Annotated in this window: 13 protein-coding genes and 2 pseudogenes; 9 read left to right on the top strand and 6 right to left on the bottom strand. The window is 40.5% G+C overall.

All coding sequences use genetic code 11. The features are described 5' to 3' along the window. The 3 genes from QZ735_RS10185 to ppk1 all read right to left on the bottom strand — a co-directional run. A partial coding sequence (locus tag QZ735_RS10185) for a hypothetical protein (protein WP_294247758.1) occupies positions 1–710 on the bottom strand: 710 nt, incomplete at its 3' end. Next, on the bottom strand, positions 707–1,546 hold the full coding sequence (locus QZ735_RS10180) for a hypothetical protein (RefSeq protein ID WP_294247755.1): 840 nt from the start codon (positions 1,544–1,546) through the stop codon (positions 707–709). The genes QZ735_RS10180 and QZ735_RS10185, both read right to left, overlap by 4 nt. 39 nt (positions 1,547–1,585) lie before the next feature. Further along, positions 1,586–3,655 (bottom strand): polyphosphate kinase 1, encoded by a 2,070-nt coding sequence (gene ppk1, locus QZ735_RS10175; protein ID WP_294247752.1) that lies wholly within the window; start codon positions 3,653–3,655, stop codon positions 1,586–1,588. A gap of 258 nt (positions 3,656–3,913) precedes the next feature. Here ppk1 and dnaK point away from each other — a divergent pair, with 258 nt between their 5' ends. Then, positions 3,914–5,809 (top strand): molecular chaperone DnaK, encoded by a 1,896-nt coding sequence (dnaK, locus tag QZ735_RS10170; protein ID WP_294247750.1) that lies wholly within the window; start codon positions 3,914–3,916, stop codon positions 5,807–5,809. Between the two features lie 480 nt (positions 5,810–6,289). Here the strand turns inward: dnaK and QZ735_RS10165 are convergent, their stop codons facing one another. Then, the gene (locus QZ735_RS10165) at positions 6,290–8,002 is read right to left on the bottom strand and encodes a helix-turn-helix domain-containing protein (RefSeq protein ID WP_294247748.1); all 1,713 of its coding nucleotides are present in this window, start codon (positions 8,000–8,002) and stop codon (positions 6,290–6,292) included. Between the two features lie 264 nt (positions 8,003–8,266). Between QZ735_RS10165 and QZ735_RS10160 the strand changes: the two genes are divergently transcribed. Together QZ735_RS10160 and QZ735_RS10155 are read left to right on the top strand one after the other, a co-directional pair. Continuing rightward, on the top strand, positions 8,267–8,743 hold the full coding sequence (locus QZ735_RS10160) for an IS30 family transposase (RefSeq protein ID WP_294247745.1): 477 nt from the start codon (positions 8,267–8,269) through the stop codon (positions 8,741–8,743). Between the two features lie 343 nt (positions 8,744–9,086). Then, on the top strand, positions 9,087–9,719 hold the full coding sequence (locus tag QZ735_RS10155; protein WP_294247743.1) for a DUF6624 domain-containing protein: 633 nt from the start codon (positions 9,087–9,089) through the stop codon (positions 9,717–9,719). Positions 9,720–10,121: 402 nt separating this feature from the next. Here the strand turns inward: QZ735_RS10155 and QZ735_RS19530 are convergent. Together QZ735_RS19530 and QZ735_RS19525 are read right to left on the bottom strand one after the other, a co-directional pair. Further along, positions 10,122–10,385, bottom strand: a pseudogene (locus QZ735_RS19530) (transposase); the annotation flags it as partial. A 211-nt stretch (positions 10,386–10,596) separates the two neighbouring features. Further along, positions 10,597–10,824 (bottom strand): annotated as a pseudogene (locus tag QZ735_RS19525) (hypothetical protein); the annotation flags it as partial. Between the two features lie 771 nt (positions 10,825–11,595). Here QZ735_RS19525 and QZ735_RS10150 point away from each other — a divergent pair. The 6 genes from QZ735_RS10150 to QZ735_RS10125 form a co-directional block, all read left to right on the top strand. Continuing rightward, complete coding sequence (locus tag QZ735_RS10150; RefSeq protein ID WP_294247740.1) at positions 11,596–12,135, top strand: phage tail protein; 540 nt, start codon at positions 11,596–11,598, stop codon at positions 12,133–12,135. Between the two features lie 46 nt (positions 12,136–12,181). Next, entirely contained in the window at positions 12,182–12,721 is a 540-nt protein-coding gene (locus QZ735_RS10145; protein WP_294247737.1) for a phage tail protein, read from the top strand. A 26-nt stretch (positions 12,722–12,747) separates the two neighbouring features. Beyond that, entirely contained in the window at positions 12,748–13,290 is a 543-nt protein-coding gene (locus tag QZ735_RS10140; protein WP_294247734.1) for a phage tail protein, read from the top strand. 118 nt (positions 13,291–13,408) lie between these two features. Continuing rightward, entirely contained in the window at positions 13,409–14,470 is a 1,062-nt protein-coding gene (locus tag QZ735_RS10135; RefSeq protein ID WP_294247731.1) for a hypothetical protein, read from the top strand. Next, positions 14,467–15,411, top strand: a complete 945-nt coding sequence (locus tag QZ735_RS10130; RefSeq protein WP_294247728.1) for a formyltransferase family protein — start codon at positions 14,467–14,469, stop codon at positions 15,409–15,411. Before QZ735_RS10135 ends, QZ735_RS10130 begins: the two co-directional genes overlap by 4 nt. Before the next feature lie 10 nt (positions 15,412–15,421). Then, on the top strand, positions 15,422–17,375 hold a 1,954-nt coding region (locus tag QZ735_RS10125), incomplete at its 3' end, for a beta strand repeat-containing protein (protein WP_367117845.1).

Below are 17,375 nucleotides of genomic sequence, written 5' to 3'. Positions count from 1 at the left end.
ACCTTTCTATTGTTTATACTGGCGATATATACATCATCAGCAAAGAAATTATCTTCGTATTGGTAATAGATTTCATCCGAAGATAAGAGCCGTTCGCCATTTAACCTGTGAAAGGCGCGTTCATTGGCATTATTCCGGGTGTAGTAAATATCTTTATCCTTGAGTATTCTGGCTTCAGCAAAAGGGCCGTCGGTTTTGCCTGATCTCAGGTGATGAACATACTGGTCCCCTTTTTTTGATTCCAGAATCAGGAGGGAATCTTTATAATATTTTGCCCGGCCATCAAAGACCTGATCCTTTTTGTCGTTATGATAATCGATGATAAATGTTTTTTCATCTGAAGAAGCGGCACATGTCCCTTTCTGGCAGATTAATTTATCGTAAATGTCAGGAATGATTATTTTTCCTGTATTGGAAATCAGTCCGGATCTGTTGCCCAGAAAAATGGTTGAGTTTTTATAATAATGACTATTGTAAAACACAGCCACACTGTCCCTGAAATTCAGTTCATCATCATAAAAATCTTCTATATAATAATACGTTGGCTTAAAGATCCATTTGCCTTCAATGTCTTTGATCCCATACTTTCTGCCTGTAACCGTGTTGTTTACGATGGTTTCTTCCGCATCGGTATGATTGTGTTGCTGGGCAGAAGCCAGTCCCGAAAAAATGAACCCCAAAAAGATTCCTGTCTTTACCCGGCTCGTCATGGAGTTGATATTTCTTGTGTTATATTCAGCAGTTTTCCTGTTCTGGAATTCAGGTTGCCTTCTATAGTATAATACCTGAACAGCCAGACCGGCCTTTTCTCTTTATTAAAATATTTATAAACCTTTATTTCATTTTCTTCAAAATCCGCAATATGGAACTGATCTGTATATGTACGGGTTAAAAAACTCAGGATTTCTTTTTTGGCATTGGCTTTTGCCTGTATTTTAGATACCGGAAAATCTTTTTCCCAGTCGATCCGGTGAAGTAATTTTCCCGAGCTGTCATATTCCTGGTAAAGCCCGGTATTTCCGGTAGAGTCGATGGTTCGGGTTTCTTTCAGCTGTTGATTCGGATAATAATAATTTCCGGTAGTCAGCTTTGAAATTTTATCACTGATACCTTCTTCATAACGGTTTTCATTAAAAGTAAATTGGATCGATTTACTTTCTGTTTCTACGAAAAGCTGCGCCGAGTAATCATAATTGATACCATAAAATTCGGTTCCGTTTCTCCTGATTTTGAAAACAGCATAGGGAAGCAGGACTTCATCTTTTACAAGGCCGAGATCTTTTTCTGTGATGTCTTCATTTTTTTTACCGTTGTCCTGCAGGTATTTTCTTTTAAGCTGATCTTTGATGGCCAATAGGCTGTCAAGTTTTTCAGTAGAATAGTAGGTATTGTTTAAAAAAAGCAAATGATCTTTTTGTTCCAGGGTCACTTTCAGATATTCATCCTTCATGTTTTTATAATCCTTAATGGAAAAAGGAGAAACGGCTCTTTGCTGGGCATTGACAAAAATACCGGAAATTATAAAAATAAAAAGAAATCTTATCATTACAGCTTATATTATATCTGCTTTAAAAGTTGACTTAAATTACCTGCTGCTTTTGGCTTTTAAATACCGGTAGGTTTCAATCTGCGAACGGCATTCTTCCTTATCATTCACAATATATTCATTGCTTAATTTTTTGTCTAAGATACGGGCTTTTACATTATCCTTCAGCTGGATGTCCAGAATGTCCTTGATTTCCTTCTTCAGGCTTTTGTCGGTGATTTTGGCAGCGGCTTCTATCCTGTAATCCAGGTTACGGGTCATCCAGTCGGCGGAGGAAATATAGAGGTCTTCGGATCCCCTGTTATAAAAATACATGACCCGGGCATGCTCCAGGTATTCATCCACAATGCTGATGGCTTTTATTTTTTCTTTGAAGTCCTTCTGGTTGACGGCACAATAAATCCCTCTTACGATCATCCTGATGACCACCCCGGCACTGGCTGCCTCATACAGTTTTATGATGAGCGAACGGTCGCTGACGGAATTGGCTTTGATGATCATTTCCGCACGCCTTCCCGCTTTGGCTTCCTCAATTTCGCGGTCGATGTGATGAACAATTTTATCACGCATGAATTGCGGGCAGACAAGCAGGTGTTTGCAGGTCTTTAAAACCGGCATATAATCATCTTTGGGTTTTTTCAGGACATTGAATACCTTGTTGATGTCTGCCATAATGCCGCGGTCTGCCGTCATTACCAGATGGTCGCCGTAAATCCTGGCCGTTTTTTCATTGAAGTTGCCGGTGCTGATAAAGCCGTACTGTATGGTTTTATTGTGCGATCTCTTTTTAATGATGCAGAGCTTGGCATGCACTTTTTTGCCGGGCAGCCCGATGAGTACTTTTACGCCCTCCGGTTCCAGGGTTTCTTTCCATTCCAGGTTGGATTCCTCATCAAAACGGGCCTGAAGCTCAAGCATCACCGTTACTTCTTTTCCGTTTCTGGCTGCGTAGATGAGTGCATTGATGATCTTTGAGCTGCTGGCCAGACGGTAGGCGGTAATCTGTATGGATTTTACATCCGGATCCATGGCTGCTTCACGCAGAAGATCGATTACCGGTGTGTATTTATGATAAGGGAAGGTAAGCAAAACATCATGCTTCAGGATAACATCCGTTACCCTTTCCCCGTGTTCAAAAGCCGGATGGGTAAAAGATGTTCTTTCCATAGGCCTTTCATATTGCTCGAAGACATCCGGGAAGTCCATAAAATGCTTGAAATTGTGAATTTTTCCTCCGGGGATAATGCTGTCTTTCTTGGTAAGGTTCAGTTTCCGGACCAGCATTTCAAGCAGTGCCTTGTCCATATCTTTATCGAACACGAAACGGGTAGGTTTCCCTTTTCTCCGGTTCTTCAGTCCCTTTTCTATTTTTTCCGCAAAATTGGTCCGGATGTCGTTATCCAGATCCAGTTCCGCATCTTTTGTGACCTTGAAGGCATGGGCGGAAAATTCGTCATACCCGAAATACGAGAAAATATGCGGCAGGTTAAAGGTAATTACGTCTTCCAGAAGCATGACATTCTTTTCTTCCGGGTCTTCGGATGGGAGCCGTACAAAACGTCCGACAAAACGTGACGGGATTTCAATGATGGCATAATTGCTGGAATATAGCCATTCTTTTTTCCGCATCGATACGCCCAGGTAAAGGCTTTTATCCCGCATATAAGGCATCGGCGTATTTTCATGGAGCAGGATCGGGATCACATTGGATTCCACCACTTCATCAAAATATTTCCTTACGAAGTCTTTCTGCCTGATGCTCAGGTTTTTTGAGGTTTTAATAAATACTTTCTGCTCGGCCATTTCGATCTGTATCCCTTTCCAGGTCTTATCGAAATTCTGTTGCTGGCGGAGGACAATGTCATTAATCTTCTGCAGGATTTTGGAAGGCGGCTGGTAAAAAGATTCTGCAATCACCTTCTCCTTGAAATCCATCGCCCGCTTTAGTCCGGCTACCCGTACCCTGAAAAATTCATCCAGGTTATTTGAGAAAATCCCCAGGAAGCGGATTCTCAGGTGCAGGGGTACTTTTTCGTCCATGGCTTCCTGTAAAACCCTTTCATTGAAGGCAAGCCATGTGATATCTCTCGGATTAAAGTGTAATGACATTTCTGTTTTTAATATTTTATCAAAAATAACAAATCGGCGGAATACCGGAGACAGGTTGTAGGTTAAACTTTGATTAATTTTAGCAACAATGCAAGATCAGGTCTAATTTTTCCCATTCTTTTCAATAGGTCCGGCAGGTACAAATTTCAGAACACCGGCAGGTCAATGTGTCATTTTGTCATAAAAAATCAAATGGTACGGATATTGAGAAATTGAGGGTGTAAATTAATTAATAAAATTAGAAAAAATAAAAATAGTATGAGTAAAATAATCGGAATCGACTTAGGAACAACCAACTCTTGTGTTGCCGTAATGGAGGGGAAAGACCCTGTTGTAATTCCTAACGCGGAAGGAAAAAGAACGACTCCTTCCATTGTAGCATTTACGGAAGACGGAGAAAGGAAAGTGGGGGATCCTGCCAAAAGACAGGCGGTAACCAACCCTACGAAAACCGTATACTCTATCAAAAGATTTATCGGGACCCACTTCAAGGATGATGCTTCCGAAATCACAAGAGTACCCTATAAAGTAGTATCCGGCCCGAACGATACCGTAAAGGTTAAAATCGATGACAGGGAATATACGCCACAGGAAATTTCTGCCATGACCCTTCAGAAAATGAAGAAAACGGCTGAAGATTACCTGGGTCAGGAAGTGACAAGAGCGGTAATCACGGTTCCTGCTTACTTTAACGATGCCCAGAGACAGGCTACCAAAGAAGCCGGTGAAATTGCCGGTCTTAAAGTAGAAAGAATCATCAACGAACCTACGGCAGCTGCTTTGGCTTACGGATTGGATAAAAATCATAAAGATCAGAAAATCGCAGTATATGACCTTGGAGGAGGTACTTTTGATATCTCTATCCTTGATCTGGGAGACGGTGTATTCGAGGTATTGTCTACCAACGGGGATACCCACCTGGGAGGTGATGACTTCGATGATGTAATCATCAACTGGATGGCTGACGAGTTCAAGTCTGAAGAAGGCGTGGATCTTAAATCTGATGCCATTGCATTACAGAGACTGAAAGAAGCCGCTGAAAAAGCAAAAATCGAGCTTTCTTCTTCTCCGCAGACAGAGATCAACCTTCCTTATATCACCGCTACGGCTACAGGCCCTAAGCACCTGGTAAAAACGTTAACAAAAGCGAAATTCGAGCAGTTATCTGCCGACCTGGTAAGAAGATCTATGGAGCCGGTAGCAAAAGCATTGAAAGATGCAGGGCTGTCTACTTCCGATATCGACGAGGTAATCCTGGTAGGTGGTTCTACAAGAATCCCGATCATCCAGGAGGAAGTGGAGAAATTCTTCGGTAAAAAGCCGTCCAAAGGAGTAAACCCGGATGAGGTAGTGGCCATCGGTGCTGCGATTCAGGGAGGTGTACTGACCGGTGATGTGAAAGACGTTCTTCTATTAGACGTTACACCGCTTTCTTTAGGTATCGAAACCATGGGTTCTGTTTTCACGAAACTGATTGAAGCGAACACCACAATCCCGACTAAAAAATCGGAAGTATTCTCTACGGCTTCCGACAACCAGCCTGCGGTAAGCATCAGAGTAGGACAGGGAGAAAGACCGATGTTCAACGATAACAAGGAAATCGGTAGATTCGACCTTACGGATATTCCACCGGCACCAAGAGGAGTTCCTCAGATCGAAGTAACTTTCGACATCGATGCCAACGGTATCCTGAGCGTATCTGCTAAAGATAAAGGAACCGGTAAGGAACAATCGATCAAAATCCAGGCTTCTTCAGGTCTGTCCGATGAAGAAATCGAAAGAATGAAGAAAGAAGCGCAGGAAAACTCTGCAGCGGATGCGAAAAGAAAAGAAGAAGTGGAAATCTTCAACAAAGCAGACGGATTGATCTTCCAGACTGAGAAACAACTGAAAGAATTCGGTGAAAAGCTTTCTGCTGACAAAAAAGCAGCGATCGAAGCGGCTCACAGAGAACTGAAAACCGCTTTCGAAGCAAAAAATGCAGATGACGTAAAAGCGAAAACCGAAGCTTTGGATGCTGCCTGGATGGCCGCTTCCGAAGAACTGTACGCTGCCGGACAACAGCCGGGTGCTGATGCAGGAGCCCAGCAGAATACAGGAAATGCAGGAGGTGCAGATGATGTACAGGATGCAGATTTTGAAGAAGTAAAGTAATAGCAGTTATCATCGATTAATATCGGTCGAAATAAATTAGCAAGTCGCTGTAAACGTAATGTTTACAGTGGCTTTTTTTATTTCAGGCAATTTTTAATGATTGAAGTCCGAAAATTCTTCAGTTGCATTTTTCAAAGTATTTTCAGGAATCTGATTGAAGTTTTTTTAAAAGAATCAACCGTTGCTTCATCCTTTTTAATGTGGCTTTTACATGCTACTTTTATTTTTGCTCAGAAATCTGGATGTGGATGTATAACAACGAGTGCCTACATAGTGCACTGCAATACTTTACACTCTGGAATTTTTTGTTGAAATATGGAAAAATCAAAATATAAAACGTAAAAGATTTTCTCACATTCCAACAAAGTTTTAACAACAATAACAAGAATTATTTACCAAAGACTCTACTTTTGAAAGTATCCAGGAAGGGTGAGATTACATTACCATAATAAAATGAGTTTTCAGTGAACTATGAGAATTTTAATTAGAGTTTCCCTCAATCTCCTTTAAATAGATGGTAAGTGTTGTTCCTGTTCTTCTTTTGAAAGCCTTTGAAAAAGCCTGTTCATTATTATAGCCCAACTCTTCAGCAATAACTGACAATTTGTAAGAGCGGAAGGTTTTATCATTTATCAACCTTATCAGAGCGTAATCTATACGTAAATCACTCAAGTAACTGGCGAAAGTTTTCTCTTTGTACGTATTCACTACCTGTGATAGATAGGTAGAGTTGGTTTTAAGTTTTTTAGCCAGACTGATTAAAGTAATTCCATTCTTTAAATATTGTTCTTTTTCTTCAAATATTTTAAGACCTTGCAAAATGTTTTTTACTACATCAGCAGATAATTTATTTTTTTCAGGATCAAATACTACTTGATCGGCAGTTACTTCATTTTTCAAATTTTTTTCGGAAGAATAGCTTTTTTGATTAACAGTTTTTATTAGGTCCTGAGCATTCTTTTTATACTCTTTTTCTTTCTTTTTTGCTTTAATAAATAAAAAAGTTAAAATTATTACCATAGAGCATAACGTTCCAATCGTAATATAAGATAAGTACCTTCTCTTTTTTAATTTACTGATTATTTCTTCTTTTTCTAATAAAAGTTTTGGAGTATCATATTTTCTCGGAAGTTCCCGAGAAATATATTTAAACTGTGTATTTAATGTTTCATCAACTGTCAGAAACCTGTCAATATAATAGACCTGTTTTTCTTTATCTTTTTTCTCTCTATAATAATCAATGATGTATGTATACGTATATCTAAGTTCTGGAAATGTATTGTTGGTTTTTTGAATAATAGAATCAATTTTAATAAAATTTTCTATAGCTTTTTCCCTATTTTGGAGTTTATCATAAGACTGCCCTAAATATAACATTGTATAGCTTGCATCAAAATCAAGATTATTTTTCAAAAAATATCTTTTGCAATTTTCTAAGTTTTTTATAGCCTTTGAATATTGTTTGATTTTTAAATTGTACCTACCCAACAAAATTAAATATCTGTTGTATTGCAACTCTTCATTATTTTTAGATGGCAGCTTTATTCCGTTTTGTATTAGCTTTAAAGCTTCTTCATATTTGTGAATATCAAGATAAGCATCAGCTAAACTTATTTGAATATGTTCAATATCCTGTTCGGTTAAAAAATCTTGATGAGTATAATAATATTCAAGAACTTTTACTGTTTCTTCATGGTTTCCTATATATCCATTCAAATAGGCAATCTGAAGATCCGCAATAGCGATTTGTCGTTTATTATTTTTTTCTTTTGCGTATTTTAATGCGATTATAAAATTTTCTAAAGCTGCTGTCTCGTTATCAAATTGATTATATAATAAGCCTTTCAGCAAATAGATGCGTGCAGGATATCTATTGTCCCGAAAGTTTCTGCTTATTATTTCTAAACTGTCAATATATTTTAAAGAAACCTGTAAATCTTGATTATACTGGTTAAATACATATCCTTCTGCTAAATATTTTTTATCTTTTTTTTCTTTTCTTGCTTTTTGAAGATAGTATTTTGCTATTACTTTAGAATTTTCAACCTGATTACCATCTTTGTAACTGTAAAAAATATTTTCCAATTCTTCATAAGAATATTTCCTTAAAGTGTCTAGGTTATCGTTTTGAGAATAAAATAAATTGTTAAAACCAAAAAGTAATAATATGATGAAGTACTTTAAATTTTTCATAGCATAGTTTGCATTCTGCAAAAATACTCTTCTTAGATTCAAGTAATAAATGCAACAGTAAAAAATAAACCTCGGAAAGCCTTCGATTTTAATATCAGAGATTTCCTGAGGTTGGTGGAAAAAATCATCTTATTTTACGATAACCACACTACAATTACGATGAATCATTTAATACCGGAATAAAGATACAAAACAGAAGCTTACCGAAACCTGGAAAAGAGTAGTTCTGAAATTTCAGAATATATCGGCAAAGACAAATCAGTTATGAGCCGGGAAATCAAAAGGAACTCAAATGGAAGAAGCGGTCTTTACAAGGCAGATCTGGCGCATCGCAAAACGGAGCTCAGACACAAGACCAAAAAGAAGAATACCCGATTCAGCCAGCAGATGCAGAATTATGTTTTGCGCTGTCTAAGTGAGGACTACAGTCCGGAACAGATCGGTGGGCGGGCAAAGCTGGAAAACGTGGAAATCATCTCTCATAAACTTATCCACCAGCATATATGGAAGGATAAGCGGGCAGGAGGAAAACTGGATAAACACTCAAGGATAAAAGGCCGGAGATATCGGAAAAGAGCTTCTCTGAAAGATAAAAGAGGGCTGATTCTCGGAGGGACGGATATCAGTACGCGGCCTTCAATTGTCGATAGGAAAGAGCGGATCGGTGATTTGGAAATAGACCTGGTTATCGGTAAAGACCATAACAGGACTTTACTTCCAGTCAAAGATTGTTCGAAATGATTGTATATGATTACTTATTCAGGCATACTAAGGTGTTATGTAAATAGTTTTGATTACGGGATTAAAATGTTGAAAATCAAAATTTTAAAATAGAAAAATATCCTGTAAATTTATAAATCTATAATGTATTTATTAGGAAACTTTATAGCGAACAGATAAATTTGCCATCAGAAAATTAAAAAACAGCGGCACCCGAAAAGCTTATAGAGTAGGAAAATTCAAGGAACTTTCAAATGATTATCAGTAAGCTTATTTTCCGAATCAATTAAATGTTATGATGTTTATGCTTTGTCTGTGTACAGTAAAGAATCCAATATAGCTGATCATAAGAAAAACCAATGCCATGGTATACATGGCAAAAACAAATTTTAATTTTTATTTTATTATGAGAATAAAAAAAATAGTATTCAGCATATTAACAGCTCTTGCTTTAATAATAGCAGCATTCCTTTATATAAATAAGGATAAGTTTGTCTATGTAGGTTCAGTAGATATTATTGAAGTCGATTGTAGCAAAAAACTTCAAATACTGAGCGAAGTTTTTGAAAGTGACCAAAGGATCAGAAAATCAAATGAACTTATCAAATACGCTAAAGAAGATCATAGGAATCAAGAATTAGTGATTAGTATTATTGAAAAGTGTGGTATGCCAACATTAAAGGAGGTGGGTCAACGACGAATGGATGCAATCTGGTTGGGATTGCAGCATAGTACTAAAGAAATCAGAAAAAAGTATTTTCCACAAATAGAGAAAGCGGTTGAAAATGGAGACTTATCTAAACAACAATACGCATTGATGAAAGATAGGATGTTAATGGACGAAGGAAAACCTCAAATATATGGTTCGCAAATAGAAAATGGTAAATTGTATAAATTAGAAAATCCTGAAACTGTGAACGAAAGAAGAAAAGAAATGGGAATGGAACCAATAGAGGATTATTTAAGGTATTTCAATATTCAGTTCAATACGAATTAACAACACAACCTATAATCACGTAGATGACTCCGGTCGTAATTATAGTAGTAAACGATTTATCTATACGTTTATGCGTTTGTAGATGAAGTGCGTATAATATTCCTGAATTCATAAAAAGCATGGATACACCAATAGAATACTGCGGAAAAACTTATTATTAAGATGCATGTCAATGTTATTTCTTAATTGGTTTTGTTGAGAGCAAATAATTATAAATCATATTATAGGGAATAATTTGCCCCCTTTAAGTGCAGAGTTAATATTTAAATCATTTATTATAGCTAACTCAAAATATTTCGTAAAGTAATAAATTTTTGAAAAAGCTCATACGGATGACACCTTAATTTTCGTCTGATACTTTTCGCTTATGCCCACTTCTTTTCAATTGGATTTAAATTGGGGCTAGGGAGGCAGAAACAGAATAGAATGTCCACTTTTTTCTATTTCATCAATACTGTCGGATCTTTTGTGAAAGGTTGCATTATCCATTACCAAGACTGAATTTGCAAGAATCGAACAAAGGAGTTGCTGAGTTAATCCAGGCATAAAAACATCTGCATTAATATTTCCGTCAAACAATCTTACATTAAGGATATTAAAATCCAGGATAGCTCCAATGGCGTTCACCCTTTCCTTATTACGCCAGTCCTTAACCCTGTAAGATCTTGTCCCTTTTAAGCTTTAGCCGTAATCCCTTGGTGCATCGGTAGTAAAAACACTTTAATGAATATTGATATTATTTCGTTGTTCCAGCTCTTGATACTGAAACAATTGATCCTGAAATTCAGCTCTTTTAACAGGATCAGACTAGGGATGAACCAGCGTCTTTTTAACACTTATATTTAAACGTCTAAGGGCATAAAGAATACAGTTGTGACTACTCCAGAGAAGCATATCTTTCATACTGGTAAGCATCAGGAAATTCTTCTACATGCTTCTTTAAAGCTTCCATATCGATCTTCATAGCAGGTTTATTTCTTTTCCCTACAGGAATAAGGTTTTGCTTCCAAAGCGAAGAGGCGCGGGTACTTATTCCAAAACGTTTACAAATATTCTGATCAGTAAGCTTTTCCTGTTCTTTTATCTTAAATACTTGTTTACGAAAATTTAAACTGTAAAATCTATTCTAATTTTGTATCTTATTTGTGCTAATGTATCATAAGTTAATGATTTTAAAATATTTATATTTTTGAAAAAGTGAATAGTAAGTTGAAAGATCAACCGGTCTTAATTTATTATAAAACCGCTTTAGACGCAAGTTTAAAGCGGCTTTTTTATGTCCATAATCTATCTGTACCTCATGTTTACCATAATGGATTACGGTCTGTTCAAATGGAAAAGCAGTTATGGATACCGTACGGGCTGCTTCTGAAGGTACAGAGCATTGGGTTGATAAAATTTATTTCAAATTCAGTAGAAATACCTACCTGCGAATGTGCTATAATTGCTAATTTTACACTATTAATAATTGATTCAAAATTATTTAAAGAATAATTTATATTGTATTTATTATGGCAATAATAATAAGTAATGATTAATTTTTAAATAAATATAATTTTATATAAATAATAAATTTATATTTGTAAGTAAGATATGGTTAGCTGTTCTCCTAACTGTTGATCGTGAACTATATAAAGACAAATTAACCAAAAAGAAAGACTTGCATGAAATCATTTCAATATAGAACCTACTTTAAATTTAAAGTCACTTGATTGTGATTTATGGTGTCGGCTGGCTGGTTGATGGATTCCGGAAAACGCTTGATGCAGCAGTGACTTTACCTTGAACCCTCTCTCCTGCAGGAATCACAGGAGCTTAGCATATCTCCCTCGAAAAACTGAACTTTAATACATTTTTCATTTTAAAACCAATAATTATGGAAGGAACAATTGGAGAAATCCGACTTTTTGCCGCAAACTTTGCTCCTGCATACTGGCAGTATTGCAATGGTGCTCTATTGGCCATCAGGTCAAATCCTGCTTTATTCTCAATTTTAGGAACGACCTATGGCGGAGATGGTGTCAATACTTTCGGTCTTCCGAACCTTGCCGGCAGGTCTGCCGTAGGAGTAGGACAAGGCCCCGGCTTATCGTATTACGATCTGGGAGAAATGGCCGGAACCAACGCTGTAATGCTGACCATGGCAAATTTACCGGCACATACCCACAGCCTGTCAGGAAATGTGGTAATCCCGGCTTCTTCGGATGAAGGAAATTCGGGAACTCCTACCGGCAATGTCCTGGCTTCAAAAACAGGCATGTATACCAACCAGACCAGCGATGCCACTACAAAAGCAATTCCCCTGGCATTACAGGTGGGTGCCGCAGGAGGCAACAATGCACTGAGTGTTGTTCAGCCTTCGCTGGGAATGAATTATATTATCTGTCTTACCGGCGTTTTTCCCCAAAGACCATAATCATTGAAGTTTACAATAGAAATTAATAACAAATAAAGATATCATTATGGAAGGTTATATAGGAGAAATCCGGATATTCAGTGGAAATTTTGCTCCTTTAGGCTGGGCTTTCTGCAGCGGAACGCTTTTCAGTATAGCACAATATACGGCTGCATTCTCAATTCTGGGAAATACGTATGGCGGTGACGGCCGAACAACTTTTGCCGTTCCGGATCTTCGCGGAAGAGTGGCGGTAGGAACAGGTCAGGCTGCAGGCTTATCTCCTATCAATCTAGGAGAAATGGGCGGAACCGAAACGGTTACCATGACTACGGCACAGATGCCGGCACATACCCATACCGCTTCGGCAACCATTGCATTTCCGTGTTTTTCGGATGAAGGGAATACCGCATCTCCGGCAGGGAATATTCCGGCAGCTTCACCGGCGGCTTACTCTACGCAGGCACCGGATACATTTATTTCCCCTGCAGCAACAACCGGCTCGTTATCTCCTGCAGGAATGGGTATGCCTTTTAGTATCGTCCAGCCTGTGCTGGCCACCAACTACATTATTTGTCTTGAAGGTATTTATCCGTCAAGGCCTTAATTCATTACATTATTAAAACAAGTATTATGGAAGGAACCATGTCAGAAATAAGAATGTTTGCCGGGACTTTTGCTCCCAGAGCCTGGGCATTTTGCCAGGGGCAGACCTTACAGATCAATACCAATACTGCATTGTTTGCCCTTTTGGGAACGATGTACGGAGGAGACGGAAGGACGAATTTCATGCTGCCGAATTTTGCAGGAAGAGCGCCCATGGGAACAGGAACAGGAGCAGGAACCAAAGTATTTCCATTGGGAATGGCAGCAGGTACCGAGAATATAACCTGTGATGTTCAGCATATGCCGATGCATACCCATACTGCCGGATCCGAGACCATTTCTATGAAGGCATACTCAGATGAAGGGAATTCTGCATCTCCTACAGGAAATACCCTGGCTACAGTGGCGGGATTATATTCCGATCAGCAGGCAGACAGCACAATGAAGCCGGTATCCAACGCATTTGCATTAAGTGTTGCGGGAGGAAGCCAGCCTATCAATATCAGGCAGCCTTACCTGGGAATGAATTATATTATCTGTGTGATGGGGATTTTCCCTTCAAGGTCTTAATAACAACTTATTTATCTGATCTCCGGCAGAGCTGTTTGCCGGAGACTTTATCGACTCTATGAAAATAGCTTTACTTTTACCACGCTCTGTTATATATCCGTCCGTCTCGTTTGATATCATGGACGGATTCAAACAATCCCTTAAACAGATGGGCCTGGAAGGGTATCACGAAATCGTTTCGGCAGGAATTGGCGTGGCTGCCAAAAATGAGGAAATCTATGCTCACTGTGAACAGTTTTTACTGGACGGTACCGATATTATTATAGGATATATGAATCCTCTTTCAGCAGAATTCATACATCCTCTGTTTGAAGCTTCTGGAAAGACCCTGATTGTTCTCGACAGCGGCTATCAGTTCCCCGTATTCAGCGAAAAGCTGTCCAATGCCTGGTTCATCTCTTTGCAGGGCAGTTTATGCACCCGCGTTATCACGCAGAAAGCCATCGAAGACGGATTCAGGGATTTTGCCTTTACCTGCTCTTTTTACGATGCCGGGTACCGGCCTTGCTATGTCTATGCCGCTGCTGCCGAAGAAAAGGGAGGGGCTATCGTATTCAATCATATTACTCCTTTAAAACGTTCGGAATTTACATTACAGCCACTTACGGAATTTCTTGAAAATAAGCGGAAAACTGCTGTGCTTGCCACTTTCTGCGGCGATATGGCGGAAGACTTTTTTGCCGGAAGCAGTGATACGGCCGGTTACGGTAACGTATACGGTACGGGATTTACTGCCGAAGAGACGTGGCTGGGAAAAATACCTTATCCGGGATATGAATGGAGTACCGCAATCGCCTGGTCCAGAAACCTGGAGACCCCGGAAAATGAAATTTTCGTACAGATCATGGACGGTCTGAAACAGGGAAAGGCTAATCTTTTCTCCTTATTGGGATGGGAAGCGGCACAGTTGATCGGGTTGGAAAATACGGCGTTCGACGGAATGTCCGTCAGATCACCCCGCGGAAAAGTATATATGGATCCTGAAAGCGGATTTTCCGAGGCTGAAGTGTACTATGCCACTGTTTCAAAAGATGACAATACAGGAAACTGCCTGCTGAAGGATATCCATACAGCTTCCGTTACCGGAACGGAGCGCGAGGGACTGAAAAAGAATATAGAACATGTAAGAACCATCCAGGCCAATACCTGGTTTAATGCTTATGCCTGCCTGGAATCATGAAAAATTCAGATAAAATAGCAGTCTTATGCAACAACAGGATGGCGTTTCCGGCTTTGCAGTCTTTACAGGCAGCAGGCCGGCTTTGTGCTGTAGGCGTGCCCGGGAATAATACGGAAGTCATCGATTTTTGTACCATGCTCTCCCGGCAGTCCGGAATACCTTTGTTTATAATGAACGGGCAAAATCAGCACACCCAGATCAAAGAGATGATGGAAATTTCTGATGCTGGTGCTGTTTTCACCATGACTTTCCCCTGGAAAATTCCTGCGGAGATCATTGATCTGTATCCCGGTACATTCTACAATTTACATTATGGGCTTTTGCCTGAAATGCGCGGTGCAGATCCGGTTTTTGAGACGATCAGAAGCCGTGCCGGGCAATCGGGGATTACCGTTCATGCCATCGGCCGGGATATCGATAAAGGAAATATAATCCTCAAGAAAAATATTCCGGTTACTGCGGATATGACGCACGGTGCTTTGTGCACTCATCTCTCATGGTTGGGAGCTCACCTTCTCAATGAACTTTTAAACCTTTTGCAAAGCCACTATAAGGGAACGGAACAGGATGAAGATCAGGCGCGGTATTATCCGAAATCGGGTGCCTCCGATGTCTGCATTTCCTGGGGAAATCAGGACGCGGAATCAGTTGAAGCATTAACAAGAGCCTGTAATCCGTGGAATAAAGGAGCTTATACCCAATGGAACGGCTGGAATATCAGGGTAGTTGAAGCTGTTGTTATTCAGAATGTAAATCATCATACGGAACCTGCGGGAACCATAGTGTCTCTGGATCAGGAAAACGGGTTGGTGGTACAATGCAATCATAATTCATTTCTGAGACTGGACATCGTCTACACTGAAGAAGGTTTTATGAGCGGGCATAAACTATCCGCTTTCGGGCTCAGAAAAGGGCAGCAATTCGTGAATTTATTAACTTAATATATTAGAAATGAAACATTTTTATTTTAAAATCAAAACGCTGGCGAATACAGTCGTCACGGCGGGAGCGTTGCTCCTGGGATATGCCCAGGCGCAGACAACGCTCGCGGCAGGCAACATTGCCTTTACGGCATACGATTCTGCCCCGAGTGTTAATACCGGGACTTCAGATGCATTCTCATTTGTATTGCTTACTCCTATTTCGAGCGGGACCAAGATCAGCTTTACCGATCAGGGGTACCAGGGAAACAATACCTGGCAGGCAGTGACAACTTCAGGCTCAGAATCTTCCATCACATGGACAAGTGGAAATGCATTACCAGCAGGTACAGAAGTCTATATTGTAGGTCTATCCGCCTATACTTATAATCCTGTTTCGGGAACGTCTTTAGCCAATGGTACAGTAGTATCTACGGACGGATCCTCCACCACTGGTTTGAATCTTGCGTTTTCCGGGGATCAGATCATTGCCTTTCAGGGAGGAAACGGCAGTATCACCGGGAGCGGAGCATACTGCATTGCGGGTCTTAATTTCTTTTATGCCCCGGGCTCTTCATCCACTTCATGGAATGCTGCTGCAACTGCAGGGCCTAATGCTTCTTTAATGCCTCCGGGGCTTACCGGGGGAACCAGTGCATTATATGCAGTAACAGGCAGTGCTACGCCGGTATCAGGAAAATTTAACTGTACCGGAGTACCTGCTTCAACTACTTCAAATATCAGGACAGCAGTGATGAACGTTGCCAATTGGACACTCAGCAATTCAGCAGGATCGCAGTATTCAGGATGTACTTTTCTTGCCAGCAATCCGGTCATTACAGCTAATCCTGCCAACCGGACGATCTGTGCAGGAGGCACCACTAATTTTACGGTGAGTGCTTCCGGAGCCACTTCTTACCAGTGGTACCAGAATTCAGGAAGCGGATTTATCGCCCTGACCAATACGGCACCTTATTCGGGAGTTACCACCAGTACGCTGACGATTACCGGCGCAACTGCAGCCATGAACGGTTACCAGTACCGTGCTGTGGCTAGCAATGGGTCAGGGTCTGCTACTTCCACTGCTGCCGGGCTAACGGTGGTCAGCATCAGCACGACGGGAAGCAAAACCGATATATCCTGTAACGGCGGTTCCAATGGCTCGGCTACTGTAGTGCCATCAGGAGGAGTAGCCCCTTATTCTTATTCATGGGCGCCTTTCGGAGGTACTGCAGCTACGGCTACCGGTCTTTCAGCGGGGACTTATACGGTTACCGTAACGGATAATTCAGGATGTCAGACAACACGTACTTTTACTATCAATCAGCCTGCAAGCGCAGTTTCAGGAACCACCGTGATAACGAATGTTGCCTGTAACGGAGCTTCCAACGGAGCTATCAACCTGACACCAGCGGGCGGAACAGCACCTTATACCTTCAACTGGGGCGGCGGAATCACTACCGAAGACAGAACCGGACTTGCTGCAGGAACGTACACGGTAATCATTACCGATGCCAACGGATGTACGGCTACGGTAAATGCTGTAGTGACCCAGCCTGCAAGTGCCGTGAGCGGAACTACAGTGATAACCAATGTTGCGTGTAACGGAGCTTCCAACGGAGCCATCAACCTGACACCAGCGGGCGGAACAGCACCATACACTTTCAACTGGGGCGGTGGAATCACTACCGAAGACAGAACCGGACTTGCTGCAGGAACGTACACGGTAATCATCACCGATGCCAACGGATGTACGGCTACAGTAAATGCTGTAGTGACCCAACCTGCAAGTGCCGTTTCAGGAACCACCGTGATAACCAATGTTGCCTGTAACGGAGCTTCCAACGGAGCTATCAACCTGACACCGGCGGGCGGAACAGCACCATACACTTTCAACTGGGGCGGTGGAATCACGACTGAGGACAGAACCGGACTTGCTGCAGGAACGTACACGGTAATCATCACCGATGCCAACGGATGTACGG

The organism is uncultured Chryseobacterium sp. (assembly GCF_913776365.1).
GTDB lineage: Bacteria > Bacteroidota > Bacteroidia > Flavobacteriales > Weeksellaceae > Chryseobacterium.
The sequence above is the reverse complement of the archived record's forward strand: the minus strand, read 5'-3'. Positions and strand labels throughout refer to the sequence as shown.